Genomic DNA, 22,833 nt, shown 5'->3' on the forward strand with positions numbered 1-22,833 from the left:
TGGTTGGGTCGGACTCCAAAATCGAAATGACGACATTCAAACCAGCTATAGATAATTATTCTGATCTTCATCTAATGTGGAATCCAAAGAAACAGGGACTGATAGGTTGCTATGACGTAGAGCATCAGGATTATGCGGATTTGTGTAGTTTTTCAGAGTTTATAGCGCAGCCTGAAATGTATCTTCTTAAGTTTCTTGAGGGGGAACTGTAATAAATTTCATATTAGATTGTTTACTAAACCAGCGAGAAGATCCGAGTATTTGGTTTAGGAAATGATGAAAAATATCCTAACACCCTTCACCTACTGCTTCGGGCGTTGGTGCATTGATAGGGAATAGTGTAATTGGGTTTGTCGCCAACAACTATGGCATCGAGACGGGCTTTTCCCTCCTTGTTGGCTATCTGGCATGCGTGATCCTCTGTATGTTCGCCGTGCTCCAATTGAACAAGAGACAACAAACGGCGGGTAAACCGTCCTAAAACGCCTTTCATCTCGGCGTTTTTTTGTTTGTGTTTAGTGTGATAACATATAGAAATATTGCTACGTTTCAGTACATTCAAATATCGATGACGTATTTGGGAGAGGGAGAAAGAAATGTCCACGATCGAGCAGATTTCCGAACATATCTGGATCATGCATGCATGTCACGACACAGATCGTCCCATCCTGGCAGCAATCAGCGGGGCAAAAAGAACCCTTTTGATCGATGCAGGAAATTCGCCGACACATGCTGCACTGTTTCGCCAGGAGCTGCAAAGGCATGGCGTTCGTCAACCAGAGATCCTGGTATTGACGCATTGGCACTGGGATCATACATTCGCAATGTCAGAATGGAATCTTCCATCCATTGCGCAAGCAGAAACCGCACATGCATTACGCAAACTGATTAGTCAAGATTGGTCGGATGCAGCTATGGAACAGCTTTTCGAGCAGCAGATCATCAATGAAAGTACGATGGCCAACATCAAAAAAGAGTACGGCGGGAACCGAAACATGATCCGGATCGTTGAACCAGATATCCTGTTTCAGGAGTCAATCACAATAGATCTCGGCGGAGTGACCTGCGAGGTGAACCATGTCGGAGGAGACCATGCCATAGATTCGTGTTATGTGTACGTAAAAGAAGATCAAACGCTGTTCTTGGGTGATGCGTTGGGTCCCTCCGTCTATGGGGGTCCGCGAAGTTATACAGCTTCCAGTTTTCTTCGTTTATTGAGGCAAGCGTATGCGTACAATGCCCAGCTGTTTGTGGAATCCCACGGACGTCCGATGGATCGTGCAGGCTTCCAAAAGGAGCTGGGAGATTGGGAACAGCTTGCTCAATTCACAGAGAAATACGGCCAGGACAGAGACCGGATTGCAAAGGAGATGTCTACCTATCTTCAGGTCCCAGAGCTCCCTCATGAATTCTCTAAAGCCCTCGAGTGGTTCATGGTCGGTGCTGCAAAGGAATGACCTTTCACCATTTCAATCACTTGAAGCTGCCCTGCAAGTGGAGGACTCATAATTCCAGTTCTTTCCGAGCAAGATAATCACATCTTTGGATATATTGTTTCGGTCTTGAAGGGGAGAGAAGGATGGGAAGTCATTGGATGACGTTTTTGCTTGGATCCTTTGCCGGCGCTATGATTGCAATCGTCTTTTCAGGTATTCTGGCGCTAGTGTTCTCGAGGCCGTTGGTGAAATGGATCATCGGTCGATTCACTAAAAGGCTCATGAATGACCGCTATCCGGAAAATATTTGGGAGATCGTATCTGCCCTGACACGTATTTCTCCACAAACGGTCATTGAAAATAGCTTGCGTGCCTCAGAAGCGGGAGTCATTGAAAGGCCGTTTCGCAGCCCGCGCAAATTCCTTCATTTTGAAGGATTAGTCTTTTCCCCTGCCCAACTGGCAACACTGGCTGCTCCTGAAGAGTCCGAGGTCGATATGCGCGTGACCATTGGACCACGGGCAAAAAAACCGTTGAAGATCGAGATACCGATTATGGCAGCAGGAATGGGATACGGAATAGGTGTGTCTGAAAAGACAAAGATCGCGATAGCGAAAGGGACGGCAGGCGTTGGAACGTTGACGAACACGGGTGAAGGGGGATTTTTACCCGAGGAAAGGCAACACGCGAAATATTTAATGATCCAATACCACTCCGGCTCCTGGTCAAAAGAGCCCCAAATTCTTAGGCAAGCGGACGCCATCGAGATTCGTTTCGGGCAAGGAGCTACAGCAGGTGCAGCCACCTTTACGCCTATGGATTATCTCGAGGGCAGAGCTGCCGCCGTCATGCAGGTGCAAAACCAAGAGTTTGCCGTGGTCCCGTCGCGGCATGAGGAAATCCAGAAGCCGCAGGACCTTCGCAAATTGGTCGAGAAGCTTCGAGTCCTCACAGATGGTGTCCCCATTGGTGTAAAGATCTGTGCGAATGCCAAAATGGAGGCTGATTTGGAAGTGGCCATTTGGGCCGGTGTCGATTTTATCAGTATCGATGGAGGGCAAGGAGGATCCAAGGGCAGTCCTCCCATTTTGGAAGACGATTTTGGGCTGCCGACCATCCATGCCCTGTCACGAGCAGCACGCTACCTGAAAAAGCGAAAGGTGAAAGACAAGATCACCCTGCTCAGCGGCGGCGGCTATTCCACACCATCGGATTGTCTGAAAGCACTGGCATTGGGCGCAGATGGCATTTATATGGGGACGTCGCTTCTGTGGGCCATGACACATGATCAAGTAACGAAAGCGATCCCTTGGGAACCACCCACGCAGCTCCTCTTTTATCCCGGCAGTTTGACCGAGGAATTTCATGAACAGGAAGCTGCACAGTATTTAGAAAATTTTTTAACATCGTTTGTGGAAGAAATGAAGGTTGCGATCCTTGCCCTGGGAAAAACTTCACTTCACCAAGTGGGGATGGAGGATCTAGTCGCCCTTGATGAATGGACAAGCAAAATCACCAACGTTCCGCTTGTTTCGGAGCCTTATCTGCCATCAAAGGAGTGGATGGAGTCGCTTTATGCATCCAGCGATGTCGACTGAAAAGCATAACGTTTGATCAATCAGTAAAACAAGACCCGCAAGATGGACACGTAGCATCGTGCCTTTTGCGGGTCTGTGTTATAGCGTTTTCATGTACCAGGCATCGCAAGCATAGTGCTCGGTTGCGTTCAATGGATGTTCTAATTGCACGAATCCGTGCTTTTTGTAGAATTTATTCGCTGCGACCATATTACTGAGCGTCTCGAGGTAGCATTTCTCATAATGATTTGCGGCAAAATCCAGGGCAACTGTCAGTAGATCGTTGGCAACTCCAGTGCCCCGCGTTTCTTTTAAGGCGTACATCTTTTGCAATTCACAGATAGCTGGCCAGCCATGGATCGGCCCAATACCGCATCCAGCTACAATTTTATCGTTGTCTTCAACCACCCAATATTTAGAACCCTCAGATTGATACAAATGATAGAAATGTCCCAAGTTCGGATCAGACCAGGCCGTTCCTGGCTTATTCGCCCCGAATTCTATCAAACAAGTTCGAATAACGGCCTCCACTTGTTTGTTATCTTTTTCCTCGATTTCTCTGATGATCATGCGACAACCTCCTCTGCCTTGAATCCTGCTAGCGTTTCGGTTAAGAAGGTTACCATTTTCACCAAGCGTAGTCAAGATTTAGTCCAATTCTATTGTTCTTCATCGACTGGATTCCGTAATAAAGCTCCGTACAAGGATCTAACAGCTTTGCCAATATGGATAATGTTGGTGTAGGATAGGAAAGGAAAAGGGAACATTTGTTCGATTCTGGACAAATCAATCTGCCAACTTGGATGAAGAAGGAAAAGGGTGAGAATCATGACATCAACCATAAACATACCCAGACTGGGAGTCGGTGCAGTGATCCTAAACAGTCGTAATGAGATTTTGCTGGTACTACGAAACAGAAATCCAGAGAAAGGTACGTGGAGCATTCCTGGTGGAAAAGTGGATCCGTACGAGCAGCTGGAAGTTCATTAATTGCTAAACTAAAAGTATCTCGTAGCATGACGATTCGCTGTGACTTGGTTTTTGTCTTTGTTAGAAATACTGAATCATCCGTATAGTTAACTTCACTAACCTTTAAATTTAACATCTCGGAAATTCTCATGCCCGTTGAAAGTAAGAGCGAGAAGAGAAGTACATACCTTTTTAATTCTTTGCTGTGCTTGATCAGGCTTTGAAGTAATAGAAGGATTTCACGCCTACTAAGGATTCGTTGAGGCCTTTTCTGAGTGCGCTACGCTTTTGGATCGAAAGTCATTTCTTTAATCAGATCAGGAAAATCGTACCTTCTGTGAAGATATTTTGTAAAGCTGCTGATTGCGTTTTTTGATTCTCGAAGCCAGCTGTATCCTATATCTATGTGATCAGTAAGGTACTTATCTAGCAAATAAGCATCAATAGGTTTGTAACAGACAAATGCCCCTGACCGACTATGGATTCGATACATTCTCTCATAATGGAGATCTTCCACCTTAGTGTTAGTTAGATTGGAAAGGTACCGGGTAAATTCGTCTAGAAACTTGCGGTAGCTCTGTTTAGTTGAATCTCCAGAAGTCAAACTCCTATTTGGCTTAGCAGGTCAACCACTTGGAGCCAAAGCTCTTAATCGTCTTACGAACAGCATCTCCTTCGATTTAGGTTGGACAAATGATCAACGGGTGACTCCTCATGGTTATAGAGCCACTATTAGTACGATGCTAAGTGAGCGGGGAGTAGGTCTGACAGCCATTAAATTTCTGTTAGGGCACTCAGATCAAGATAATTTACAATTCTATATACGACGTTATGGACGTCATATCCGGTTGCTCCACAGGGAATTGACAAGAATTGAGGAGGAGTTGTCCCAAGAATCTCTCGATATTCCAGGTGCGCAAGAATCACATTCATCAGGGGAACCAGAGGAGAAAAAAACAGATGGGAAGAGCCTTCTGCTTCCAAAGGAAATATTGTTGAAGTTACTCGAAGCAGATCTAGAACTTGCTGTTATTATGATTCAAAGAGGATTAGCTCATATGTAATCGGAAAGAGAAGAGGGTAGAGTTTTCATACACTAAGATTCTAGCTCAACGAGCAAAAAGACAATCAAGCAGCAAAGAAGTAGATATAGTAATTTTATGGTTACTTGAACAGCAGTGAATGGAGAAAGACCTTAATCTGTAATGCAGCAGAGAGTGGAGGTGTGTAGATGAAAATTAGTTCAAATTGTATATGCGTAGAGAGAAGGCAAACGAAAAAGTATGTGAATACAGAAAAGTTGAATTAAATTTTTGGATGAACAACAAACCACATAATGAAGAACAAAAATTAAATATCAACACATCAAATTTAATTTAATTAAATATCAGTTCATAAAATTGCTATTTCATGAACTGAAAGCAAAGATGAAAAACCTCCTCTCTATCGAGATACCACTTATAGAGAGGAGGTTTATTCCTTTACACGTCAAATCGCAGAGATTCAATCGCTTGCTTCTTTTGTTCCAGGTCCACATGTGTGTAGATAGACGTAGTCGCTAAGCTTTCATGGCCAAGAAGTTCCTGCAACGAACGGATATCCACTTTGGAAGTCGCATTTTGGGAGCGTAACAACAGCGTCGCAAACGTATGCCTTAGATGATGCAGAGTAAAGCGATGCGGAGGTAAACCTGCAAGCGCAAGGGTTTCTTTAAAGATACGATGCAAGCCCCGCGGATCTAATGATTCGCCAAGATAATTCGTGAATACCGGATCTTTTGGGTGCAACCGATAAGGTTCCACCTGCCCACGATACTTCAGGATCAATGGCAGTACCATCGGGTGAAGAGGGAGGATTCGCTCTTTGTTACCCTTCACATAGATCCGTACAGCACTCCATTCCAAATCAATTTGTTCCCATGTCAAATCAACTAATTCTTGCCGGCGCATGCCGGTTGTCGCCAACAGCTTGAACATCACGTGATTACGCAGCGCGAACTTTCGCTGGTCAGCTTCCAGAAACCGAAAAAGCTGTTGCAGTTCGACTAATTTCGTATAGACTGGCAGTTTTTTATCTGTTTTCGGCGCTTGAATGCCCACCATGAACTCATTGGTGATCCAATGTTCCTTTGAACAAAACCGACAAAACGACTTTAAGCATGAAATACGTCTTTGCAGCGTTCTTGGCCGCGTCTGATGCTCAATTACCTGGTCTTGCACGAAACGCCGAATCGTCGAATTATACACGTGCTGCAGCTCGGTTGTTTCCGTGAACTTTCTGTAAGAATGACTCAAATACATGCAAATCGTACGCGTAACTGCGTATCGTATTGACGGAAACATTCCGCTCAACCTGCATGTAACTCAAAAATTCATCAATCGCTTTTCTGACCTGCAAAATGGATCGTCCTCCTGAAAAATCGATTATAAGGACGCAACCGACATGTATAGACCGTCCATGGAGCTTATTGGAACGGGTCCGAAACTTATCCGGACGCACTTGGTGATTATCAGGAACTTTTAGCAATAAAGTTCCTGATAATCTACATCATCGGAACCAAGACCATTCAGTTATTGGCACGCTTGCCTTTTTAATTAGTTTACATAATATATATTATCGGACTCAAATATAACAGAAGCATTTCTGTAGGGAGTAACTCCTCTAACCGTGACTGACATACAAATGGAACCCATAATACCCAATCAGGAACCTGCACTCAAATTTACTTGCACATAACAATCCTGGTTCATTTTCTATAAATCTACGTCATCTATTATTTGCATCTATCGTTTTACAATTCAGCTCAAACTCAAATCCTACACACAAACTAAGTATGAACGACCCGTAGGATTCAATTAATCATAGGCACAATGAATCCTGGTTACTAAACGCAAACAAAATCCGGTCTAAAACAGTTATTTCAGCTAAATCCTTATCCATCACGTTATGTATGCGCCATTTTCTTATAGAAAATAGAAATGTCCAAAGCTGTCTGCCACTCATCAGTTAAAACACCGCCAAGACGTCAATAATTTAGTATAAATAAAAAAAGTAAAATATTTATAAAAATACTATTTACATTATTTGTATTTTCAATTATATTATAATTAAGATAACTATAACGAAAATTACTGGAGGCCCACCATGACAAAAGTGAAATCCAAACCAAATAATACCACTACGACTCAAAAGAAACGATCCTATGAAGATACATTGAACAACCTGGCCCACTACCTCGAGCGTAAAAAGAAAAAATAAAACGAAAAGAGTGCCAAAGGGCGGCACTCTGCTTCGTCGTGTATGGGGTAGTTCATTACTTTCCCAATTTACCATACCAAGATTACTCTTTCACCCTCGCTTCTCCCCGTGCTCTCAACCATATCTGCTCTACTGTTTCTTCTGCTGATAATTCAGTCGTGTCGATCCACATGCCGATCCTTGGTGTTTCCTCACGTAATTGCCTGTCTAGCTCTGAAACGTCCCATAAACCGTACCCTTTTTTCGCTCGAGCTGCTTCCCGCGTTTCCACTGCCTCCTGAGATGGACAAAGAACGATGACATGCAACGGAGTATTTTGAATTAGGTCTACTGTTTCCTGTAGCATAGCTCCAAGCATAACATCCTGTAGCACGACAGTGAATCCGGCATTAAAGTATGTATCTGCAGCAGCTGCGGCTAGTTTATATCGCAAGCGCAACTGTCTAATCGCCTCGTCTGTCGCGTCTGGAAGCGTTTCCTCCCTCCAGCTTACAATCATCCTCCTGAATACATCCCCTCGTAAATGAACACTTTTTTCGAATTTTTCTGCTAGAAGCTGAGCGACTGTAGACTTTCCCGAAGCCATAATACCGGTAATGAGATAAATACCTCTTTGTTCAAGTGTTTGCATGGTTTACGTACCTTTCCTTCTTCTTTGTAGACCACTGTGCCGTACGTATTAATCCGCCTGCAATGACAGGAATTTGAGTTCGTATCGTGATTTCCTCGATCAGATGAGGTACAGATGCTATATACATACGAATCCTTTTTTCTTCGCAGCAGCCAATATGATACTGTTTCTCGTAGCAATGATTCCTTCTGGTTTGACTTCCTGGGCCAAATAATCGATCGCATATTCATCTGACTTTAATCCATTAGTTCATCAAATTCTTTCAGATTGCGGACAGTCGGCAGAATGCATTGATCGATTTGTTTTGCCAACGAAAGCTCACTCCAATTGAAATGATTTTACCTGTTGGTACTCCTCCTCAAATGCTTTTATTTCCCGTTCTTTTTCGATTGCGGACCACTTCAGAGTCCGTGCCATTTCATCCGCTATTTTCAAATAGACACGACCGATGGATTTACGATCAAAGAACAGCTTTCCTGAGCGTCTGATCAGAAAATCGCGCAAAGTCATAACCATTTCTTCGCGGATTCCGTATTGTAGCTCGGCAAGTGCCATTGCGTCCTCTGCTGGATGTCGTTGCTTTTGCAACTCTAGGGCTAGCTTTACTATTTTATCTGTATTTCTGCCATATTTCCCCACTAATTCTGCAATCGATGCTTCCGGAATGCCAAAGGAACGTACTCGTTTTGCCTGTACACGGATAAAATCAGGAATCGCAGCTGCTGAGGGAAAGGAGCCGCCAGCTAACACAATTTGATGCGTATGGCATGACTTGAATGCACGGCCCTCTTCCTTGATCAATTCCTTTGTCACGATGTCTACGACCCGCTCCGCCATCTTCCGGAAGCCTGTCAATTTTCCACCTGCAATCGTAATGAGTCCGCTTGCTGAGTGAAAAACTTCGTCTTTACGCGAGAGCTCGGATGGTGATTTGCCGTCTTCATGGATTAATGGACGTAGCCCTGCCCAACTAGATGTGATGTCTTGCTCTGTCAGCTTTACGCTTGGGAACATGTCATTTGTAGCGCGGAGTAAGTACGCGACGTCTTGCTGTGTGACACGTGGACTTTCCAGCTCCCCTTGATAGTCCGTATCTGTCGTACCAATGTAAGTAGACTTGTTTCGTGGAATGGCAAAAATCATCCGTTTGTCTGCCACGTCAAAGTAAACGGCTTGCTTGAGAGGTAATCGGGCATGCGGAACGACGAGATGAACCCCTTTGGTGAGATGAAGACGTTTGTCAAACAGCGATTGATCTTTCTCGCGGAGACGATCTACCCATGGACCAGCCGCATTGACGATCTTTTTGGCCAAAATGACAAGCTCCTTTCCAGTGATCAAGTCCTTCCCTTTAACGCCGATTACTTTTCCATTTTCATAGATAAAATCCGTCGCTTCTGTATAATTTACGCAGCTGGCTCCGAATGTACGAGCAGTTTTTATGACTTCAATGGTCAGACGTGCATCGTCCGTCCGATACTCGTAGTACATTCCGCTCCCTTTGAGAATATCCGTGCGTAAAAGCGGCTCGGCTACAGTGGTTTGCTTCTTGGAAAGCATGGTGCGCCGTTCTTTTCGTTTCACTCCAGCCAAGAGATCGTAAACGTAGAGCCCAATCGATGTCGCCATCTTCCCGTATGTTCCTTTCTCGACGATTGGCAGGATCATTTTCTCCGGTACGACAATATGCGGCGCATTACGATACAGGATCGTTCGCTCCCTGCCTACCTCTCGAACCAGCTTGACGTCACCTTGTTTCAAATATCGTAATCCGCCGTGCACCAGCTTAGTCGAACGACTGCTCGTACCTGCGGCAAAATCCTGCTTTTCAATCAGCCCAACCGTAAGTCCACGGGAAGCTGCATCGAGCGCTATTCCTGCACCAGTCACGCCTCCACCGATAATCAGAAGGTCAAGACGGTCTGTCGTCAGTTGATTAAGAAAAGTGGTTCTCTGGAGGGCTGACAATGTCGTATCGATATGCATGATACATCTCATCCTTTCTATTCAAAAACAAAGACAGCCATATTCAAAAGAAGCAACGCATCTGCATTTGCTCTTTCGATACCGGCTGTCTCCAATGTCTCCACCGCTTCATATACTTATCTTTACTCTATTCCTGATTTCTGTAAAAATCAATGACTAATCTTGTAGCCCATCGTCGCTTGCACAGCTTGCTTCCAACCGGCGTAAAGACTTTGCCGAGTTTCTTCTGACATCTCTGGCTCAAAAGATCGCTCGACTACCTTGTTTGTGATGATGTCCTCTTTGCTATTCCAATATTTAACAACCAGACCAGCAAGGTATGCTGCACCTAAGGCAGTCGTCTCGTTGACTCGTGGACGCTCGACAACGGTTCCTAAAACGTCGGACTGGAATTGCATCAAGAAGTTATTGGCCACAGCCCCACCATCGACAGCCAGCTTCTGCAGCTTGATCCCTGAATCTGCTTCCATCGCCTCCAGAACATCTCGTGTCTGATAAGCGAGAGATTCCAGGGCAGCGCGTATCAGATGATCCTCTGTCGTTCCGCGTGTAAGTCCAAAGATGGCACCACGAGCCTCCATATCCCAATAAGGCGCTCCCAGTCCAACGAATGCAGGGACCAGATAGACCCCATCCGTACTTTCCACAGCTGTTGCGTGTTTTTCTGAATCCGCCGCTTTGCGAATCAGCTTGAGCCCGTCTCGCAGCCATTGGATCGCGGCACCCGCTACAAAAATACTGCCTTCCAGCGCATATTCTATCTTACCGTCTACCCCCCAGGCAATCGTGGTCAAAAGCCCGTTCTTGGAGGTGACCGCTTTGTCTCCCGTGTTCATGAGCATAAAGCAGCCGGTGCCATACGTATTTTTCGCGGCGCCTTCGGAAAAGCAAGCCTGACCGAAGAGTGCGGCCTGCTGGTCTCCTGCAATTCCTGCAATCGGAATGGGGGAGCTGAATATCCTTTCATCCGTGTAACCGTATAGTTCACTGGACGGGCGAGCCTCTGGCAGCATCTGTGCAGGTACACGCAGCATTTTCAGTAGATCCTGATCCCACTCAAGGGTATGAATGTTATACATGAGTGTACGAGAAGCGTTAGAGTAATCGGTTACGTGTACTTTTCCATTGGTCAGCTTCCAAATCAACCATGTATCGATCGTCCCGAACAACAACTCTCCTCTCTCCGCTTTTTCACGAGCGCCTACGACGTGATCGAGAATCCACGTCACTTTGGTGCCTGAGAAATACGCGTCAATCAAGAGGCCTGTCTTTTCGCGCACCACTGGCTCATAGCCTTGCTCCTTTAGCTGATTGCAGATGTCAATCGTTTGCCGGCTTTGCCACACGATCGCATTGTAAACTGGTTTGCCTGTATTTTTGTCCCATACGACAGTCGTTTCGCGCTGATTCGTAATCCCAATCCCTGCGATCTGCTCTGGTTTCACATGATTATCCAGTAAAACCGCTTTCAACACTTCCAACTGCGATTCCCATATTTCTTCGGCATTATGCTCGACCCAGCCTGGCTTCGGATAAATCTGAGTAAATTCCTTCTGGGCTACCCCGATGATCGCTCCTGATTTATCAAATAGAATGGCACGAGAACTGGTCGTTCCCTGATCTAGCGAGAGCATGTATTTTAGATCCATGTGTACCGCTCCTCCTCAAGTCACCGAATAGGATTCCTTTTATTTATGCCTGGGCAAGGCAAATCCCTGCTTGTATCTGAAAACGGTGTTACCGATATTACTTTACCTCTCAATAGCTATGGGAGTCTATTCAGTGTCCTACTCTCTTTTTCCTGTAAGAAAACAAAAAAGCTAATACGCGCAAACCGAAAGCCGAAGCCTCCTGTTTGCAAATATTAGCTGGTCTCCAAATCTCCACAGCACGATTAACTTAAGACTTACTATATCGCCACCGAAAAGAAACTGTCAAAAAAATCCTTTTTCCTTCCGAGATTACTTCAGCAGAGCCGAATCCAGCGCCACTTCGATCATTTCATTGAACGTAGTTTGACGTTCTTCGGAAGAAGTTTCTTCGCCTGTCAAGATGTGATCACTCACAGTAAGAATGGACAAAGCATTTCGTTTGTACTTGGCAGCCAACGTATAGAGCGCCGAGGATTCCATTTCTACAGCCAGAACCTGATAGGCAGCCAATTTCTTGTAGAGATCCATGCTTTCGCGATAGAAACTGTCGCTTGTAAAGATATTCCCTACTTTCACGGACAGTTTGCGCTCTGTTGCCACTTGATAGGCTTTGTGGAGCAACTCAAAGCTTGCTGTAGGCGCAAAATCAATCTGATTGAACAGCAGTCGATTGGTTTGGGAATCAGAGGACGCGCTCATCGCGATGATGACGTCACGAACTTTGATATCTTCCTGGATCGCACCGCATGTCCCTACACGAATCAAGTTTTGTACATCGTAGGACTGCATCAGCTCATTAACGTAGATGGAGATGGAAGGCACGCCCATGCCTGTCCCTTGTACAGAAACGCGTTTGCCTTTATATGTACCGGTATAGCCCAGCATGCCACGCACGTTATTATAGCATTCTGCGCCTTCGAGGAACGTTTCAGAGATGTATTTGGCCCGCAGTGGATCACCTGGCAAGAGGATGGTTTCAGCAATAGCGCCTGACTTTGCTCCAATATGAATACTCATGTAATAATTGCTCCTTTACTTTCAAAAAATTACCTACCATGTTATGGTACTACAAAAGACGAACATTGCAAAGGGAGGGAGCCTGATGAGCGATAGTATGCTTGTTACTTCTAGCACGTTGCACCAATTCCTAGCCGACGGAGGTAGTCTTTTTCGCAGAAAACAAACGGAGGAAACTGTGCTCATGCTGGTGTCCGTCTCCTCCTACGAATCTTTACCTATTTTCCATTTCGCTGTCCGTTTTATTCACATCGCTCCAATATGCTACGGCCTCGAGATGATCTCCTAAACAAGTCGATTCTTTTATCCAGTTATGACTATTCGAGATTCTTTGTTTTGCAAGCCCCTCTTCCTTTGTTTGATGCACTGCCTCTACGCGCAATCCTTTTTCGATCGCAATGACGTGAGCAAGTGGTGGAGTGACCAAATGATCGAGACCGATGCGCAAAGCAGCCTTTTGGGTCATGGCCAGGGGAAGATCGCTCATGGAAGAGACACCAAGTTGTTCTTGATCGATTAAGCTGTTCATAAAGGCTTTTGCTAACGAAATGGTTCCTGCCTGTGTAAGGGGTGATTCTTTTCGCAAAGCAATATCAATTCCCCGATAGCAGGCGCCGACAAAAGACATCAATTCCTCTGCCGATATGACAGTATCCCCATCGAGAAACAACCAGACATCGCCCGTCGCTTCTTTTGCACCGATTGAACGCCATAGCTCCTCCCCTAGTGGGAAAGAGTAAATATAGCAGGTACGTGCGTAAGACGAGGAGTTCAAGATAAGATCCACAGACAGGTCTTGACTACCATCAATAATGATCAATATTTCTTTGGGCACCAATCTCTCTACTTGCTTGATCAATTTCCGGATCGTTTTTTCGTCTTGCTGGACGGAGATGATGACACTCAATCGATCCTGGTTCTCGATCTGATGACGAAAGGATATCCCTTTACCTTTTTTTACGGACATTGGTCTGTTTCTTTTTTCGTTTGCCACCCCATTTCCCCCTTTTGCTTTCATTGGGTTGCTGGTAAAAGACCGAACGCAAATGAAGTCGTCCGGGCACCTTTAACAAGCTTCGATAACGCTCTCCATCTGGCAAACCGCCACGTCTCCCGATATCGTCCAAAATGGTTCTGATCGCTTTTGTATGATCGTGCAATACTTGGCTCTTGCTTTTTTTCATTGTGTCCCTCGAAGCATTCCACCATTGAATGGCTGGCTCCGGGGAGATTTTCACAATCGCGAGTTTTTCCTTGACCGCTTTTACCCAACCAACCGGAGGCGTACAAAGTCCTTCATACCCCATGATTTCAAGTGCTCTTTGATTACAGGCGTAGGGTACTTTAGACATCGTACTATCACCAAAATCCACAAGTCCGAGCAAATGATTGAGTAATCGATACGCTTGACGGGGTGCTGCCAGCTTATTATCCGGACGGAACGGAGCCGATTCAGTCACGGCGATATCCGCACCGTTTTTTATAGCAGTAACATACTTTTTCAGGAGTGCAGGTGCTACAATGACTCTTTCATCCAAAAAAAGGACGACTTCTCCTCTCGCATGGTAAGAACCCAGGGATCTGCCCTGATCATACGTGTGAAAAGAGTCTGAAGGAATGACATGCACCCTAGAGGAATAGGCTTGCGGAACAGATATCCGAGTCCAAGTGGGACAGACCACGATGACCTCTGCGGAAAAGGCCATCCGATTCACATTTTCGAGCATTTGCCGAAGCGTTTTGGCATCGTCGCTAACTGGGATGACGACGGACACCTCGGGGCGATCGTCTAGCAAGTTGTCCATCTCGATTCCCCCTCGACGGAAAAGGCTTTCTATTCTTACAATACGCAAGATTTATCGTAGTGGACACGGCTATCTCTGCACAAAAAAACACAGGACAAGAGGGTGTGCTCCCTCAATCCTGTGTTTTTATCTTGTACATCCCAACAAATTCCTTAATACGCGCGCCGTTGCAAATCACGCCTCCGGACTCGCCTGAATCTGCGTGTACGAAGCACGGTATAGCTGATCATAAATAGATTTAATCCCAGCCACACAAACAACAGCCCGTATTCTACGACTGGATGCTTTTTCAACGTTTGCGACGACGTCATGGCTTTCTCGTTTACGGGGGCTTGCGGAGGATCATGTCGCATCAGTGGATAAGTGATTTGTAGATCACCTGCTTGGACCAGCAGATGTCCATCATCCGTGAGTTCGACAAGCGGCTCCGTGCCCTTGGGAACCGTCGCATAAAGATTGTCCATCGTCGAGTAGGTAATCTGGGCATCATTGCCAGGCACCGCAGCATGTGTGTACGCTTTCCCATTCGGCGCGACCTGCTTTGTATCGAAATGAGCAAAGCCGTAGTCGAGCATTTTTGTAACATCCTTGTAAGCGTACGCACTCGCCCCTGCCTTCATCGTAACGGCAATGAACTCCGTATTGCCTCGTTTGGCAGAACCTACGAGCGTATGCATGGCTTGATCCGTGAAGCCGTTTTTGATCCCGGTCGCACCTTCGTAGTCACGTAATAACTTATTGTGGTTAATCAGCTCGGACTTCCATTCCATCCCATCCCAAGGCAACCGATTTGTACCCACGATTTCTCGAAAGATAGGATTGGTCATGGCATATCGAGCGATTTTTGCCATATCAGAGGCGGTTGTGTAATGATTGGGATCATGCAAACCATGCGCGTTCGCGAAATGAGTCTCGGTCACTCCGACCTTTTCCAGCAAATAGGCATTCAGCTCGTCTGCGAAGCGTTCCGTGGTCTGACTCATGTGCTCGGCAATGGCCGTCGCAGCGTCGTTTCCTGAATGCATCAAGAGTCCGTATTCCAGTTTGCGCAACGGAATCTGCTCGCCTTCTCCTAGGTATACGCGAGTTCCCTCTTCATACCTTGCTTTTTTGGATACCGTGACAATATCGTCAGGATTCCCTTTTTCGATGGCGTAAATACCAGTTGCAATCTTCGTGATACTAGCTGGATACAGCTTTTCATGGGGGTTCTTTTCAAACAGGACTTGTCCAGTTGTAGCATCAATCAATATCGCTGACTCTCCGCTCAGTGCGTCAGATGAAAGCTTTGACGCATCTTCTGCAAAAGCCAAAGGTATGCCAGGGCTCCAGAGAGCCATGACCACAACGAGAAGGTACGTAAGAAGAAAACGCATGTTAGTCTATATCCTTTCCATACATTGTCGCGCTATTTACATGTGGTTCTTGCTCCTATCTTTCCCTACCCGAGACGTTTTCCTAACAGATCGTAAATCATTTTGAACTTCGGATTGTCCGCGAAAGCCTCTTCAAACCCTCTGACATGCTCACGATACAAGGCGGATGCCGCTTCTAAATCTTGTTTCACGTACAACGAGAAAATCTCTTCTAGTTTATCCTCAAGCGTCGGATCTACCTCTGCGGGAGTCAAAATTTCCTGGCGCAAGTTGTTCATCAAAATGTCCAACTGATGCGTAATGACGGAAGCTTCCTGCAGTTGTTCCAATACGTTTTCCGGTATATTTCCCGAGTATTTATAACGTAGTTCATGCTCATTTGTCGCCCAGAAGTTCATGCCTAATGTGCGAATCTGAATTTCGCAAAACAGGTTGATTTTTTCGCTTCCGTGATAAACCGTGTAAGACGCGATCATATGGATGCTACGGTAACCGGAATCTTTCGGTGATGCGATATAGTCCTTGATATCATGAATGACGATATCTTCTCGCTCTTGGAGAAGCTGTTGCACCTCACGCACGTCGTCTACATAGCGACAAACCACTCGCAGGCCTGCAATATCAGATACTTCCCGAGCGATTGCTTCCTGCCAGTTTTCGTCTTGAAAATCAATGCCTTTTTCCTTCGCCTTTTTCATCAGGCTATCCACTTTTTTGACGCGCCCCACTACGAATTCGATGGGCGAGTACCGACCGCTCTTTTGAAAGCCGTATTTGATTCCTTTAATTTTTAGCTTCAATTCATCTACTGCTTGCTCATAAGGTGCCAAGAAATGAACCATATTATTTAGTACTTTACTCGGCACGGATGAGATTCTCATAGTTTCTACACCTCTCATTACTTCCATTGGAAAGGTGATGCCTCAAAAAAAGGCTGCGGGTTCACATAGGTGTTCCCGATCAACATTCCATAATGCAAATGGGGTCCCGTGGAAAATCCGGTGGTACCCATACGTCCGATCACTTGTCCTTGCTTGACTTCCTGACCGGTTTTGACTTCAAGCTTGGACATATGCGCGTAAATGGAAAAAACTTGTAATCCGTGATCGATGATAATGGTATTGCCTGTTAAGTACAAGGAATCGGCAAGAACGACTTTCCCATTGTTGCTGGCCCAGATTGGGGTTCCTGTTTTGTTGGCGATATCGATAGCAGAGTGTCGGTTTGCCGGAACGCCGTTCACCACTCGTTGATAGCCAAAAGGGGTCGTCAATGTTCCTGTAGCTGGTTGTGTAAACGGTCCAGTAAAGTACGGCACTTGAGCCGATCGCGAACGAGCGGCGTTTATTTTCTTTTGATCTGCATTGATCCGATTGTTGTCCTGACGCATATCGTTCATCTGTTTGCTGACCGTCAGTACATCTACAGAAAATTTTTTGGCGTTGATCTTCAAAGGAATGGCCAGCTTTTTGTCCGTTGTCTGGACCTGATAGGTGCCTGGTTTGGCTTGAAAGGGAATAGGAATAAAGCGGGCATACTCTCCTTGGGAAGGCTGCAAGCGATAGGTTTGTGAGAAGAGCGTAACCGACTGTGCCCGATTACTGCGCACAAAAATAACGTCGCCTGGATACGTGGTGCTTGGCATCACGGTCAATGGCGGCTGCTGTTTTTGATACTGAACTTGTACTTCCTCGATGATTTCTTTGCCGTACGTGCTTGTCCCAGACACGAGTGTCAGGGCAGCCATCAGCATGAAACCGACCATTGATTGTAACATAGCCGTTCCCTCCCATTTTCCAGTATAACAAAAGACTAAGCGAAAGGAAAAAGAAAAAGAAGGCTAGAATGCAAGCCTTCTCCATCCTCTTACATCTTTTTCGTATATTCAGCCACTCTGTCCATAATGGATTGCACGCCATTCAACATTTCACTGGCACGCTTCGTCTTTTGGGAAATGCTATCAAAATCAAGTCTGCCTTTCTTGCGATCGTTCCACTTTTTAAACAAATCTTCAGCCGTACTGGGATTACTTCGAACCGATTTGACCCGGGTGTCGTCTTCCCTCAGCCAGGATTCAAACTCAGGATGCTCCTTCAAAAGACGTTTCACTTCTTTTCGTTTCATCCGCGGACTCTCCTCTCAGATGTACAAACGTACCTAGTTATTCGTTCGTTACACCATATGACTAGTCCGCGGATGTGCTTGTGCGTTTGCACTATGTCACAAAGAAAGGGCGTTTTAAAGATCCCTATTTTCAACCAAAATAGAGAAAGGCCCCTCGAGGGGACCTTTCTTCATCCAGCTATTTACTTGTGATGAAGCACGTGGCGTTAGCGACCTGCCATTTGCGATTCTGCGAAGCTCACCAGACGCTTGGTGATTTCTCCACCAACAGAACCGTTTTGACGAGAAGTTGTGTCTGGTCCGAGATTTACACCGAATTCGGATGCAATCTCATACTTCAGTTGATCCAGAGCTTGGTTCGCTTGAGGAACTACCAGATTGTTGGTTCCACCTTGGTTGTTAGCCATGATTGATTCCTCCCAACGCGTTTTTTGTCTTCCGGGACGGGGTTGAACCGTCAGCGCATTTGCTTCTCGCCGGTCGAGACCGGAAGATGATATTTGGTGCGAGAGGCGTTTGGTTCACCTCTCGTGATACTATCATCCCACCACGGCTCGCAAGCATACGCTGTTTTCGAATTGTAAAATCTGACAAAGACCAGTTTGGCTCGTATGCTATAATGTTGCGTATAGTTGGTTATGAGAGGAGCTACAACAGTGAGTCAATCCGGAAAAGTACTGCTCATTGATGGAATGAGCTTTTTATTTCGTGCGTTTTATGGTTCTGCATGGGCAGGTGGCTACCGACAAACGTCAACAGGAGTCTATACCAACGCCGTCTACGGTTTCACAAAAATGATGTTGGACTATGCAGACTTGGTCAAGCCTACCCACCTCATCGTGGGTTGGGATGTTGCCTCCCGTGAATCTCTCGTGCGCAGTCAATGGTACGATGGATACAAATCAAATCGTCAAGCTGCTCCCGAAGAGTTGATTCCTCAATTTGATCTCGTCAAAGAAGTTACGGCTGCTTTTTCCATTCCCAATCTGGGGTGTCCAGGCTATGAAGGTGACGATGTATTGGGCACACTAAGCACAAACCTTTCCGCAGATGGACATCAAGTCGTCATTGCCTCAGGTGATTACGATAGCCTGCAATTGGTTTCTGATCTGGTTAGCGTGAAGATCTTGAAAAATGGTGGGAAACACGAGCACTACAACCCGGCAAGCTTACTCACCCTCCGTGGCATCGCTCCTGAGCAAGTGGTAGATGTAAAAGCTTTGATGGGTGATACTTCGGATTGCATACCTGGCTGCCCAGGAATCGGAGAAAAAACGGCAACAAAGCTGATTACCGAGCATGGTGATCTCGATCGTTTATATACGAACCTCCATCATTGCACACCAAAAATGCGCGGGAAGCTCGAAGAACACCGTGATCAGGTGTACTTGAGCCAAAAACTCGCAACGATCATTCGTGACGTACCAATCGAATTTTCATTTGAAGAAGCGTCTTGGGAATATGATCGTGCCGTTGTCCATGAGAAGTTTGAAGAACTTGAATTTGGCCGTACCATGGTAAGCAGAGTCGGCTGATACAGAGGTACATGCTCCAAAAGAGTATCACCACCAGTTGGTACCAGCTGAGGAAGATGGCACCGTAAGATGGTTCGCAAAACGAGCGAAGACACGAATGGGGCGAATTTCCAAAACGATCGAGCAGTTGAGTCAGGGCATAAAAAATCCGTTCAGGTAATCGCTTCCATCTTGTTTCTATAGGAAAGAGCGGCAGTACGGACCGATTGATTCGTTCCGAGTTGCCGCTCTTTTGTATGGATTTGACTCAAGCCCGAACAAGATTTTTCATTTATGAGTGAAACACATCTAGCAACATTCCCGATGTCTGCTCCTGATCAGTCTCCCATGTAGTAGCAAAGCGGACACGGTGAGAAACGCCTAAGATATCATAGCTCTGCACCAAATGCTGCCGTGCGGAACCAATAATGAGGCTGTGCAAGCGTACCTGCTTTCGTTTTCCCAGATCTGCCAGCTGGTCTTGAACATAGGGAGATATTCCCCCTACCCCATCCGTTACCATGACGAAATCTGCTCCACGAAGTGCCTTATCCTCATTAACTAGCTCAATCCCCCGCTTCATCGGGGAATCAAAGTGTGTCCCTCCACCAAAAGCCATTTGTGCCAAACCATAAAAAGCTGCCCAATCCGGTTTCTTGTGAGCAAGCGCTTGTTCACGTAATTCCCCTTTCGCACCAAAGAGTAGGAGGACAAAATTACGTTTTTCCAGCATGGCGAGAGCGGCAAAAGTCATGACAAATATCTGTGCTAGGCGAAGCTTGGGTCCTCTCATCGAGTGTGACGTATCGAGCATGCAAATGACGGGTCCCTTTGGCGGTTCCTCCACCCAGCCGGACGTGTCGTAGGTCATCAGCTTTTGCTCCACCCATTTGAGCATGAAATAGGTCTCGTAATCGGGATCTGCCAGTAACACCGCTTCTCCCGGCAACATGTGAGCAATATCTCCGGATTGGCGCAAATCATAGTACTCCTCAGGTAATTGCTTCATACGGATTTCTTTGCGCTTGACTCGGAAATGGTGGACATTTCGTCCGATTTCCTCTAGGAAAGTAACGAGATCCGGATGGCGTTTCAGCTTTTCCACCCATTTCAGGTACTGCTCAAAGCTCTGACGGCGTAGCTTGCCCAAGTCATGCCCCCAGCTGCGATTGGCAAACCGTTGGCTAGCCGCAAACAATTCTTCGACGAATAATGTATCGAGCTCTTCTTGGGAAAGGGATTGTTTTAGCGATTTTTCCAGCCACTGCCCTAACTCGCTTTCAAAAGCGGCAATGGCCTCTTTTTCCTGTTTGTGGAGCCGATCGAGCTGCTTTTCTCTCTGAGCCAGATCTTCTTCCAGTTTTTTGACCTTTTGCAACAGCTTAGTGCGCTTCGTAAATTGAACGGTCATTTCATCCCGCATTTGTGCAATGCTTTCCTGCAAGGATTGGATCTCGGCCCGTACCAGTGGTTTGGTGTCCAACGCATCCTGCTTGTCCTCAACCATGCGCTTGCCTTGCTGAAGAGTATACCCAACCAGCTGTAGCTTTGCGACCTGCTTTTCCGTCAAGAGCTCGGAGAGACGCGCTTCCTGGGTTCCCTCCTGCCCCTGTTTCTCTTGAAGTCCTGCTACCAGCGGCGTTATTTTTTGATCTTTTTCACGTTGCTGCACTTCTTCTGCGAATGTCTCTGTCAACCAGAGCAAGGCTTTAATCGCCGTCTTGAAAGCAGCGCTTTCCTGTCCTACCGTCCGCGGATGGATCATACGAGTAAAATACTGTTTCATGAGCGTGCGAATCATCCAATGGTGAAACGGGGTTGCTCCCTCCGTCAAATCGACCTCTGGTTTCTCCAGATAAAAGACGAGAAAGAAATCGGCAAATAGCTCCAAATCGAACCAGGGTGCATGCGTCTTCGCTTCCTGTACCCATTCCTGAGCCGTACGCGACGAGGCGAGATATGTATCAAACAGATACCGGTCCACGCGACTGGCACGAATGATCAATTTCCCCACCTCCTAGAGCGTATAGTCGTACTCCGTGCCGGCGATCTCGTGATCAAACACCGTCCGGTACGTTTTCTGGAGCTGCTGCAGGATGCGTTCACCTTCTATGCGTAAGTACGCGTATTTGACGGTGTATTTTTCCGGATTGTGGATCAGTCTGTTCTTTTCAAATACGTATGCAGACAAGTCCTGCTCCCACTTTTGCCATTGCAGCAAACGATTTCGGAGGTCTCTAGCAGTCTCCTCCAATTCAGCTCGACTCTCCTCCAAGAGCTGTCGATTGCGCTCCAGGGCTTCCTTGCCCATTTTGGCACCGACTTCTCTCTTGAATTGAAAGGCGTGCAGGTCAGATTCTTTCCCTTTCCATTTCTCGGCGATCTGATTGAATTTGCGCAACGGAAGGTCGTTTTCCAGCTCTGCCTTTAGCATTTCTGTAAACTGGTTTTCAAACAGCTCGCGCATCACCGACAAGTCTTCTGGTACATCCCACATCATGTGCGGGGTAAAGATCGTATCCCAGATCGTGACTTGTTCACGGCCGTGCAAGGCAGCAGAGGTTTTCCAGACATGGGCGATTTTGCTCCATCTACGATCCGACAACCGATATTCTTTGGCCTCCATGTCTTGCTTCACTTTATAGAGGAAGTAGATGATGGATTCAGGAATAGTCACGTTAGCCACAGCGGCTTGGACATCGGTTACGTCGTACAAGGAAAACACGACGGGTAGCGAAGCTTTCGGTAATGAAAACATCTTTTCGTAACTAGAAGCATGCTGCAAATAACCGACCTCATACCGAAACAGAAAGCGGTCGTACAAAGCAGCGAGTTGTTCGTCATCGTCGGGCAATTCATTGGATGCTGCCATCAGAAACTGCAGAGGTACGGCTTCTTTTTCACGTCCGTTAAAGTAAATCCGCTCATTTAAAATAGACAGCAGGGCATTCAAAATGGCACTGTTTGCCTTAAAGATTTCGTCTAGAAAGGCGAACTGGGCTGCAGGCAAATAACCATCTGTTTTGCGTACGTATTGATCCAGTTTGAGCTGTTGCAAGGAAACGGGCCCAAAAATTTCGTCTGGTGTCGTGAATCGCGTCAGTAAATATTCAAACCAATGCTCGGACCCAAATAGATGGGAGACGGCTCTCGCAAGCTGCGATTTAGCTGTTCCCGGCGGACCAATCAAGAGCGCATTTTCCCCGCTGATCATTCCGAGCATCAAGAGTCGAATCAATTCACTTCGTTCTAAAAAGCGACGCTCCAAAAGCTCGATTGCTTGGTCCATTTTTCGTTGAATGGGTGTTGTTGTATGCATGGCATTTCGTGCTCGCCCCAATAGATGGAGGTGAGGCAGCACCTGTCCCCCCTCTTGCTAAGATCCCAAGTATGGATAAAATGGCACTGACTTCATTTATAGTCGCATAACGTGGTCAAAAATGCCAGTTTTCCAAGTAACCTCCCTCCTTCTCCGCTCTCACCCATAC

21 protein-coding genes and 4 pseudogenes are annotated in these 22,833 nt (G+C 46.3%); 7 read left to right on the plus strand and 18 right to left on the minus strand.

Annotated elements, in window-relative coordinates; genetic code table 11:
- Positions 1 to 47: 47 nt before the first annotated feature.
- The 3 genes and pseudogenes from AN963_RS32655 to AN963_RS09060 all read left to right on the plus strand — a co-directional run.
- A pseudogene (locus AN963_RS32655) lies at positions 48 to 212 on the plus strand (ankyrin repeat domain-containing protein); the annotation flags it as partial.
- Between the two features lie 384 nt (positions 213 to 596).
- Complete coding sequence (locus AN963_RS09055; protein ID WP_055744155.1) at positions 597 to 1,457, plus strand: MBL fold metallo-hydrolase; 861 nt, start codon at positions 597 to 599, stop codon at positions 1,455 to 1,457.
- Between the two features lie 122 nt (positions 1,458 to 1,579).
- Positions 1,580 to 3,034, plus strand: a complete 1,455-nt coding sequence (locus AN963_RS09060) for an FMN-binding glutamate synthase family protein (protein ID WP_055744156.1) — start codon at positions 1,580 to 1,582, stop codon at positions 3,032 to 3,034.
- Between the two features lie 78 nt (positions 3,035 to 3,112).
- Here the strand turns inward: AN963_RS09060 and AN963_RS09065 are convergent, their stop codons facing one another.
- Positions 3,113 to 3,583 (minus strand): GNAT family N-acetyltransferase, encoded by a 471-nt coding sequence (locus AN963_RS09065; protein WP_055744157.1) that lies wholly within the window; start codon positions 3,581 to 3,583, stop codon positions 3,113 to 3,115.
- A 258-nt stretch (positions 3,584 to 3,841) separates the two neighbouring features.
- Here AN963_RS09065 and AN963_RS09070 point away from each other — a divergent pair.
- A pseudogene (locus tag AN963_RS09070) lies at positions 3,842 to 3,994 on the plus strand (NUDIX domain-containing protein); the annotation flags it as partial.
- Between the two features lie 46 nt (positions 3,995 to 4,040).
- On the opposite strand, the pseudogene AN963_RS32510 reads toward AN963_RS09070, so the two are convergent.
- Positions 4,041 to 4,238 (minus strand): annotated as a pseudogene (locus AN963_RS32510) (tyrosine-type recombinase/integrase); the annotation flags it as partial.
- 361 nt (positions 4,239 to 4,599) lie between these two features.
- Here AN963_RS32510 and AN963_RS32515 point away from each other — a divergent pair.
- A pseudogene (locus tag AN963_RS32515) lies at positions 4,600 to 4,800 on the plus strand (tyrosine-type recombinase/integrase); the annotation flags it as partial.
- 66 nt (positions 4,801 to 4,866) lie between these two features.
- A complete protein-coding gene (locus tag AN963_RS31840; protein WP_236707904.1) occupies positions 4,867 to 5,046 on the plus strand; it encodes a hypothetical protein in 180 nt (59 codons plus the stop codon).
- 417 nt (positions 5,047 to 5,463) lie between these two features.
- On the opposite strand, the gene AN963_RS09080 is transcribed toward AN963_RS31840, so the two are convergent.
- The 14 genes from AN963_RS09080 to AN963_RS09135 form a co-directional block, all read right to left on the minus strand.
- Positions 5,464 to 6,084 (minus strand): tyrosine-type recombinase/integrase, encoded by a 621-nt coding sequence (locus tag AN963_RS09080; protein ID WP_330218823.1) that lies wholly within the window; start codon positions 6,082 to 6,084, stop codon positions 5,464 to 5,466.
- A 136-nt stretch (positions 6,085 to 6,220) separates the two neighbouring features.
- Positions 6,221 to 6,379 carry a site-specific integrase gene (locus tag AN963_RS31845; RefSeq protein ID WP_161827261.1) on the minus strand — a complete coding sequence of 53 codons (159 nt, stop codon included), beginning with the start codon at positions 6,377 to 6,379 and terminating at the stop codon, positions 6,221 to 6,223.
- Positions 6,380 to 7,322: 943 nt separating this feature from the next.
- A complete protein-coding gene (locus AN963_RS09085) occupies positions 7,323 to 7,871 on the minus strand; it encodes an AAA family ATPase (protein ID WP_055744159.1) in 549 nt (182 codons plus the stop codon).
- A 117-nt stretch (positions 7,872 to 7,988) separates the two neighbouring features.
- A complete protein-coding gene (locus AN963_RS31850; protein WP_236707905.1) occupies positions 7,989 to 8,081 on the minus strand; it encodes a hypothetical protein in 93 nt (30 codons plus the stop codon).
- Between the two features lie 108 nt (positions 8,082 to 8,189).
- Positions 8,190 to 9,857 (minus strand): glycerol-3-phosphate dehydrogenase/oxidase, encoded by a 1,668-nt coding sequence (locus tag AN963_RS09090; RefSeq protein WP_055744160.1) that lies wholly within the window; start codon positions 9,855 to 9,857, stop codon positions 8,190 to 8,192.
- Between the two features lie 149 nt (positions 9,858 to 10,006).
- Entirely contained in the window at positions 10,007 to 11,506 is a 1,500-nt protein-coding gene (glpK, locus tag AN963_RS09095; protein WP_055744161.1) for a glycerol kinase GlpK, read from the minus strand.
- Between the two features lie 312 nt (positions 11,507 to 11,818).
- Positions 11,819 to 12,526, minus strand: a complete 708-nt coding sequence (gene deoD, locus AN963_RS09100; RefSeq protein WP_055744162.1) for a purine-nucleoside phosphorylase — start codon at positions 12,524 to 12,526, stop codon at positions 11,819 to 11,821.
- Between the two features lie 214 nt (positions 12,527 to 12,740).
- On the minus strand, positions 12,741 to 13,520 hold the full coding sequence (locus tag AN963_RS09105; RefSeq protein ID WP_083496844.1) for a glycosyltransferase family 2 protein: 780 nt from the start codon (positions 13,518 to 13,520) through the stop codon (positions 12,741 to 12,743).
- A complete protein-coding gene (locus AN963_RS09110) occupies positions 13,474 to 14,331 on the minus strand; it encodes a glycosyltransferase family 2 protein (protein WP_055744164.1) in 858 nt (285 codons plus the stop codon). Before AN963_RS09110 ends, AN963_RS09105 begins: the two co-directional genes overlap by 47 nt.
- Positions 14,332 to 14,483: 152 nt before the next feature.
- Complete coding sequence (locus tag AN963_RS09115) at positions 14,484 to 15,707, minus strand: D-alanyl-D-alanine carboxypeptidase family protein (RefSeq protein ID WP_055744165.1); 1,224 nt, start codon at positions 15,705 to 15,707, stop codon at positions 14,484 to 14,486.
- Positions 15,708 to 15,772: 65 nt separating this feature from the next.
- On the minus strand, positions 15,773 to 16,588 hold the full coding sequence (locus tag AN963_RS09120; protein WP_055744166.1) for a GTP pyrophosphokinase: 816 nt from the start codon (positions 16,586 to 16,588) through the stop codon (positions 15,773 to 15,775).
- A 17-nt stretch (positions 16,589 to 16,605) separates the two neighbouring features.
- Entirely contained in the window at positions 16,606 to 17,484 is an 879-nt protein-coding gene (locus AN963_RS09125) for a M23 family metallopeptidase (RefSeq protein ID WP_055744167.1), read from the minus strand.
- Positions 17,485 to 17,573: 89 nt separating this feature from the next.
- Positions 17,574 to 17,831: a hypothetical protein gene (locus AN963_RS09130; protein WP_055744168.1), complete on the minus strand. Its 258-nt coding sequence runs from the start codon at positions 17,829 to 17,831 to the stop codon at positions 17,574 to 17,576.
- A gap of 206 nt (positions 17,832 to 18,037) precedes the next feature.
- Positions 18,038 to 18,238 carry an alpha/beta-type small acid-soluble spore protein gene (locus AN963_RS09135; RefSeq protein ID WP_055744169.1) on the minus strand — a complete coding sequence of 67 codons (201 nt, stop codon included), beginning with the start codon at positions 18,236 to 18,238 and terminating at the stop codon, positions 18,038 to 18,040.
- 249 nt (positions 18,239 to 18,487) lie between these two features.
- Between AN963_RS09135 and AN963_RS09140 the strand changes: the two genes are divergently transcribed.
- Positions 18,488 to 19,366, plus strand: a complete 879-nt coding sequence (locus tag AN963_RS09140; protein ID WP_055744170.1) for a 5'-3' exonuclease — start codon at positions 18,488 to 18,490, stop codon at positions 19,364 to 19,366.
- Positions 19,367 to 19,637: 271 nt separating this feature from the next.
- Here AN963_RS09140 and AN963_RS09145 read toward each other — a convergent pair whose 3' ends face one another.
- Together AN963_RS09145 and AN963_RS09150 are read right to left on the minus strand one after the other, a co-directional pair.
- Positions 19,638 to 21,350 (minus strand): hypothetical protein, encoded by a 1,713-nt coding sequence (locus AN963_RS09145; RefSeq protein WP_055744171.1) that lies wholly within the window; start codon positions 21,348 to 21,350, stop codon positions 19,638 to 19,640.
- A 12-nt stretch (positions 21,351 to 21,362) separates the two neighbouring features.
- Complete coding sequence (locus AN963_RS09150) at positions 21,363 to 22,664, minus strand: AAA family ATPase (protein ID WP_055744519.1); 1,302 nt, start codon at positions 22,662 to 22,664, stop codon at positions 21,363 to 21,365.
- Positions 22,665 to 22,833 lie beyond the last annotated feature (169 nt).

This window comes from Brevibacillus choshinensis (assembly GCF_001420695.1).
GTDB classification, from domain to species: Bacteria; Bacillota; Bacilli; order Brevibacillales; family Brevibacillaceae; genus Brevibacillus; species Brevibacillus choshinensis.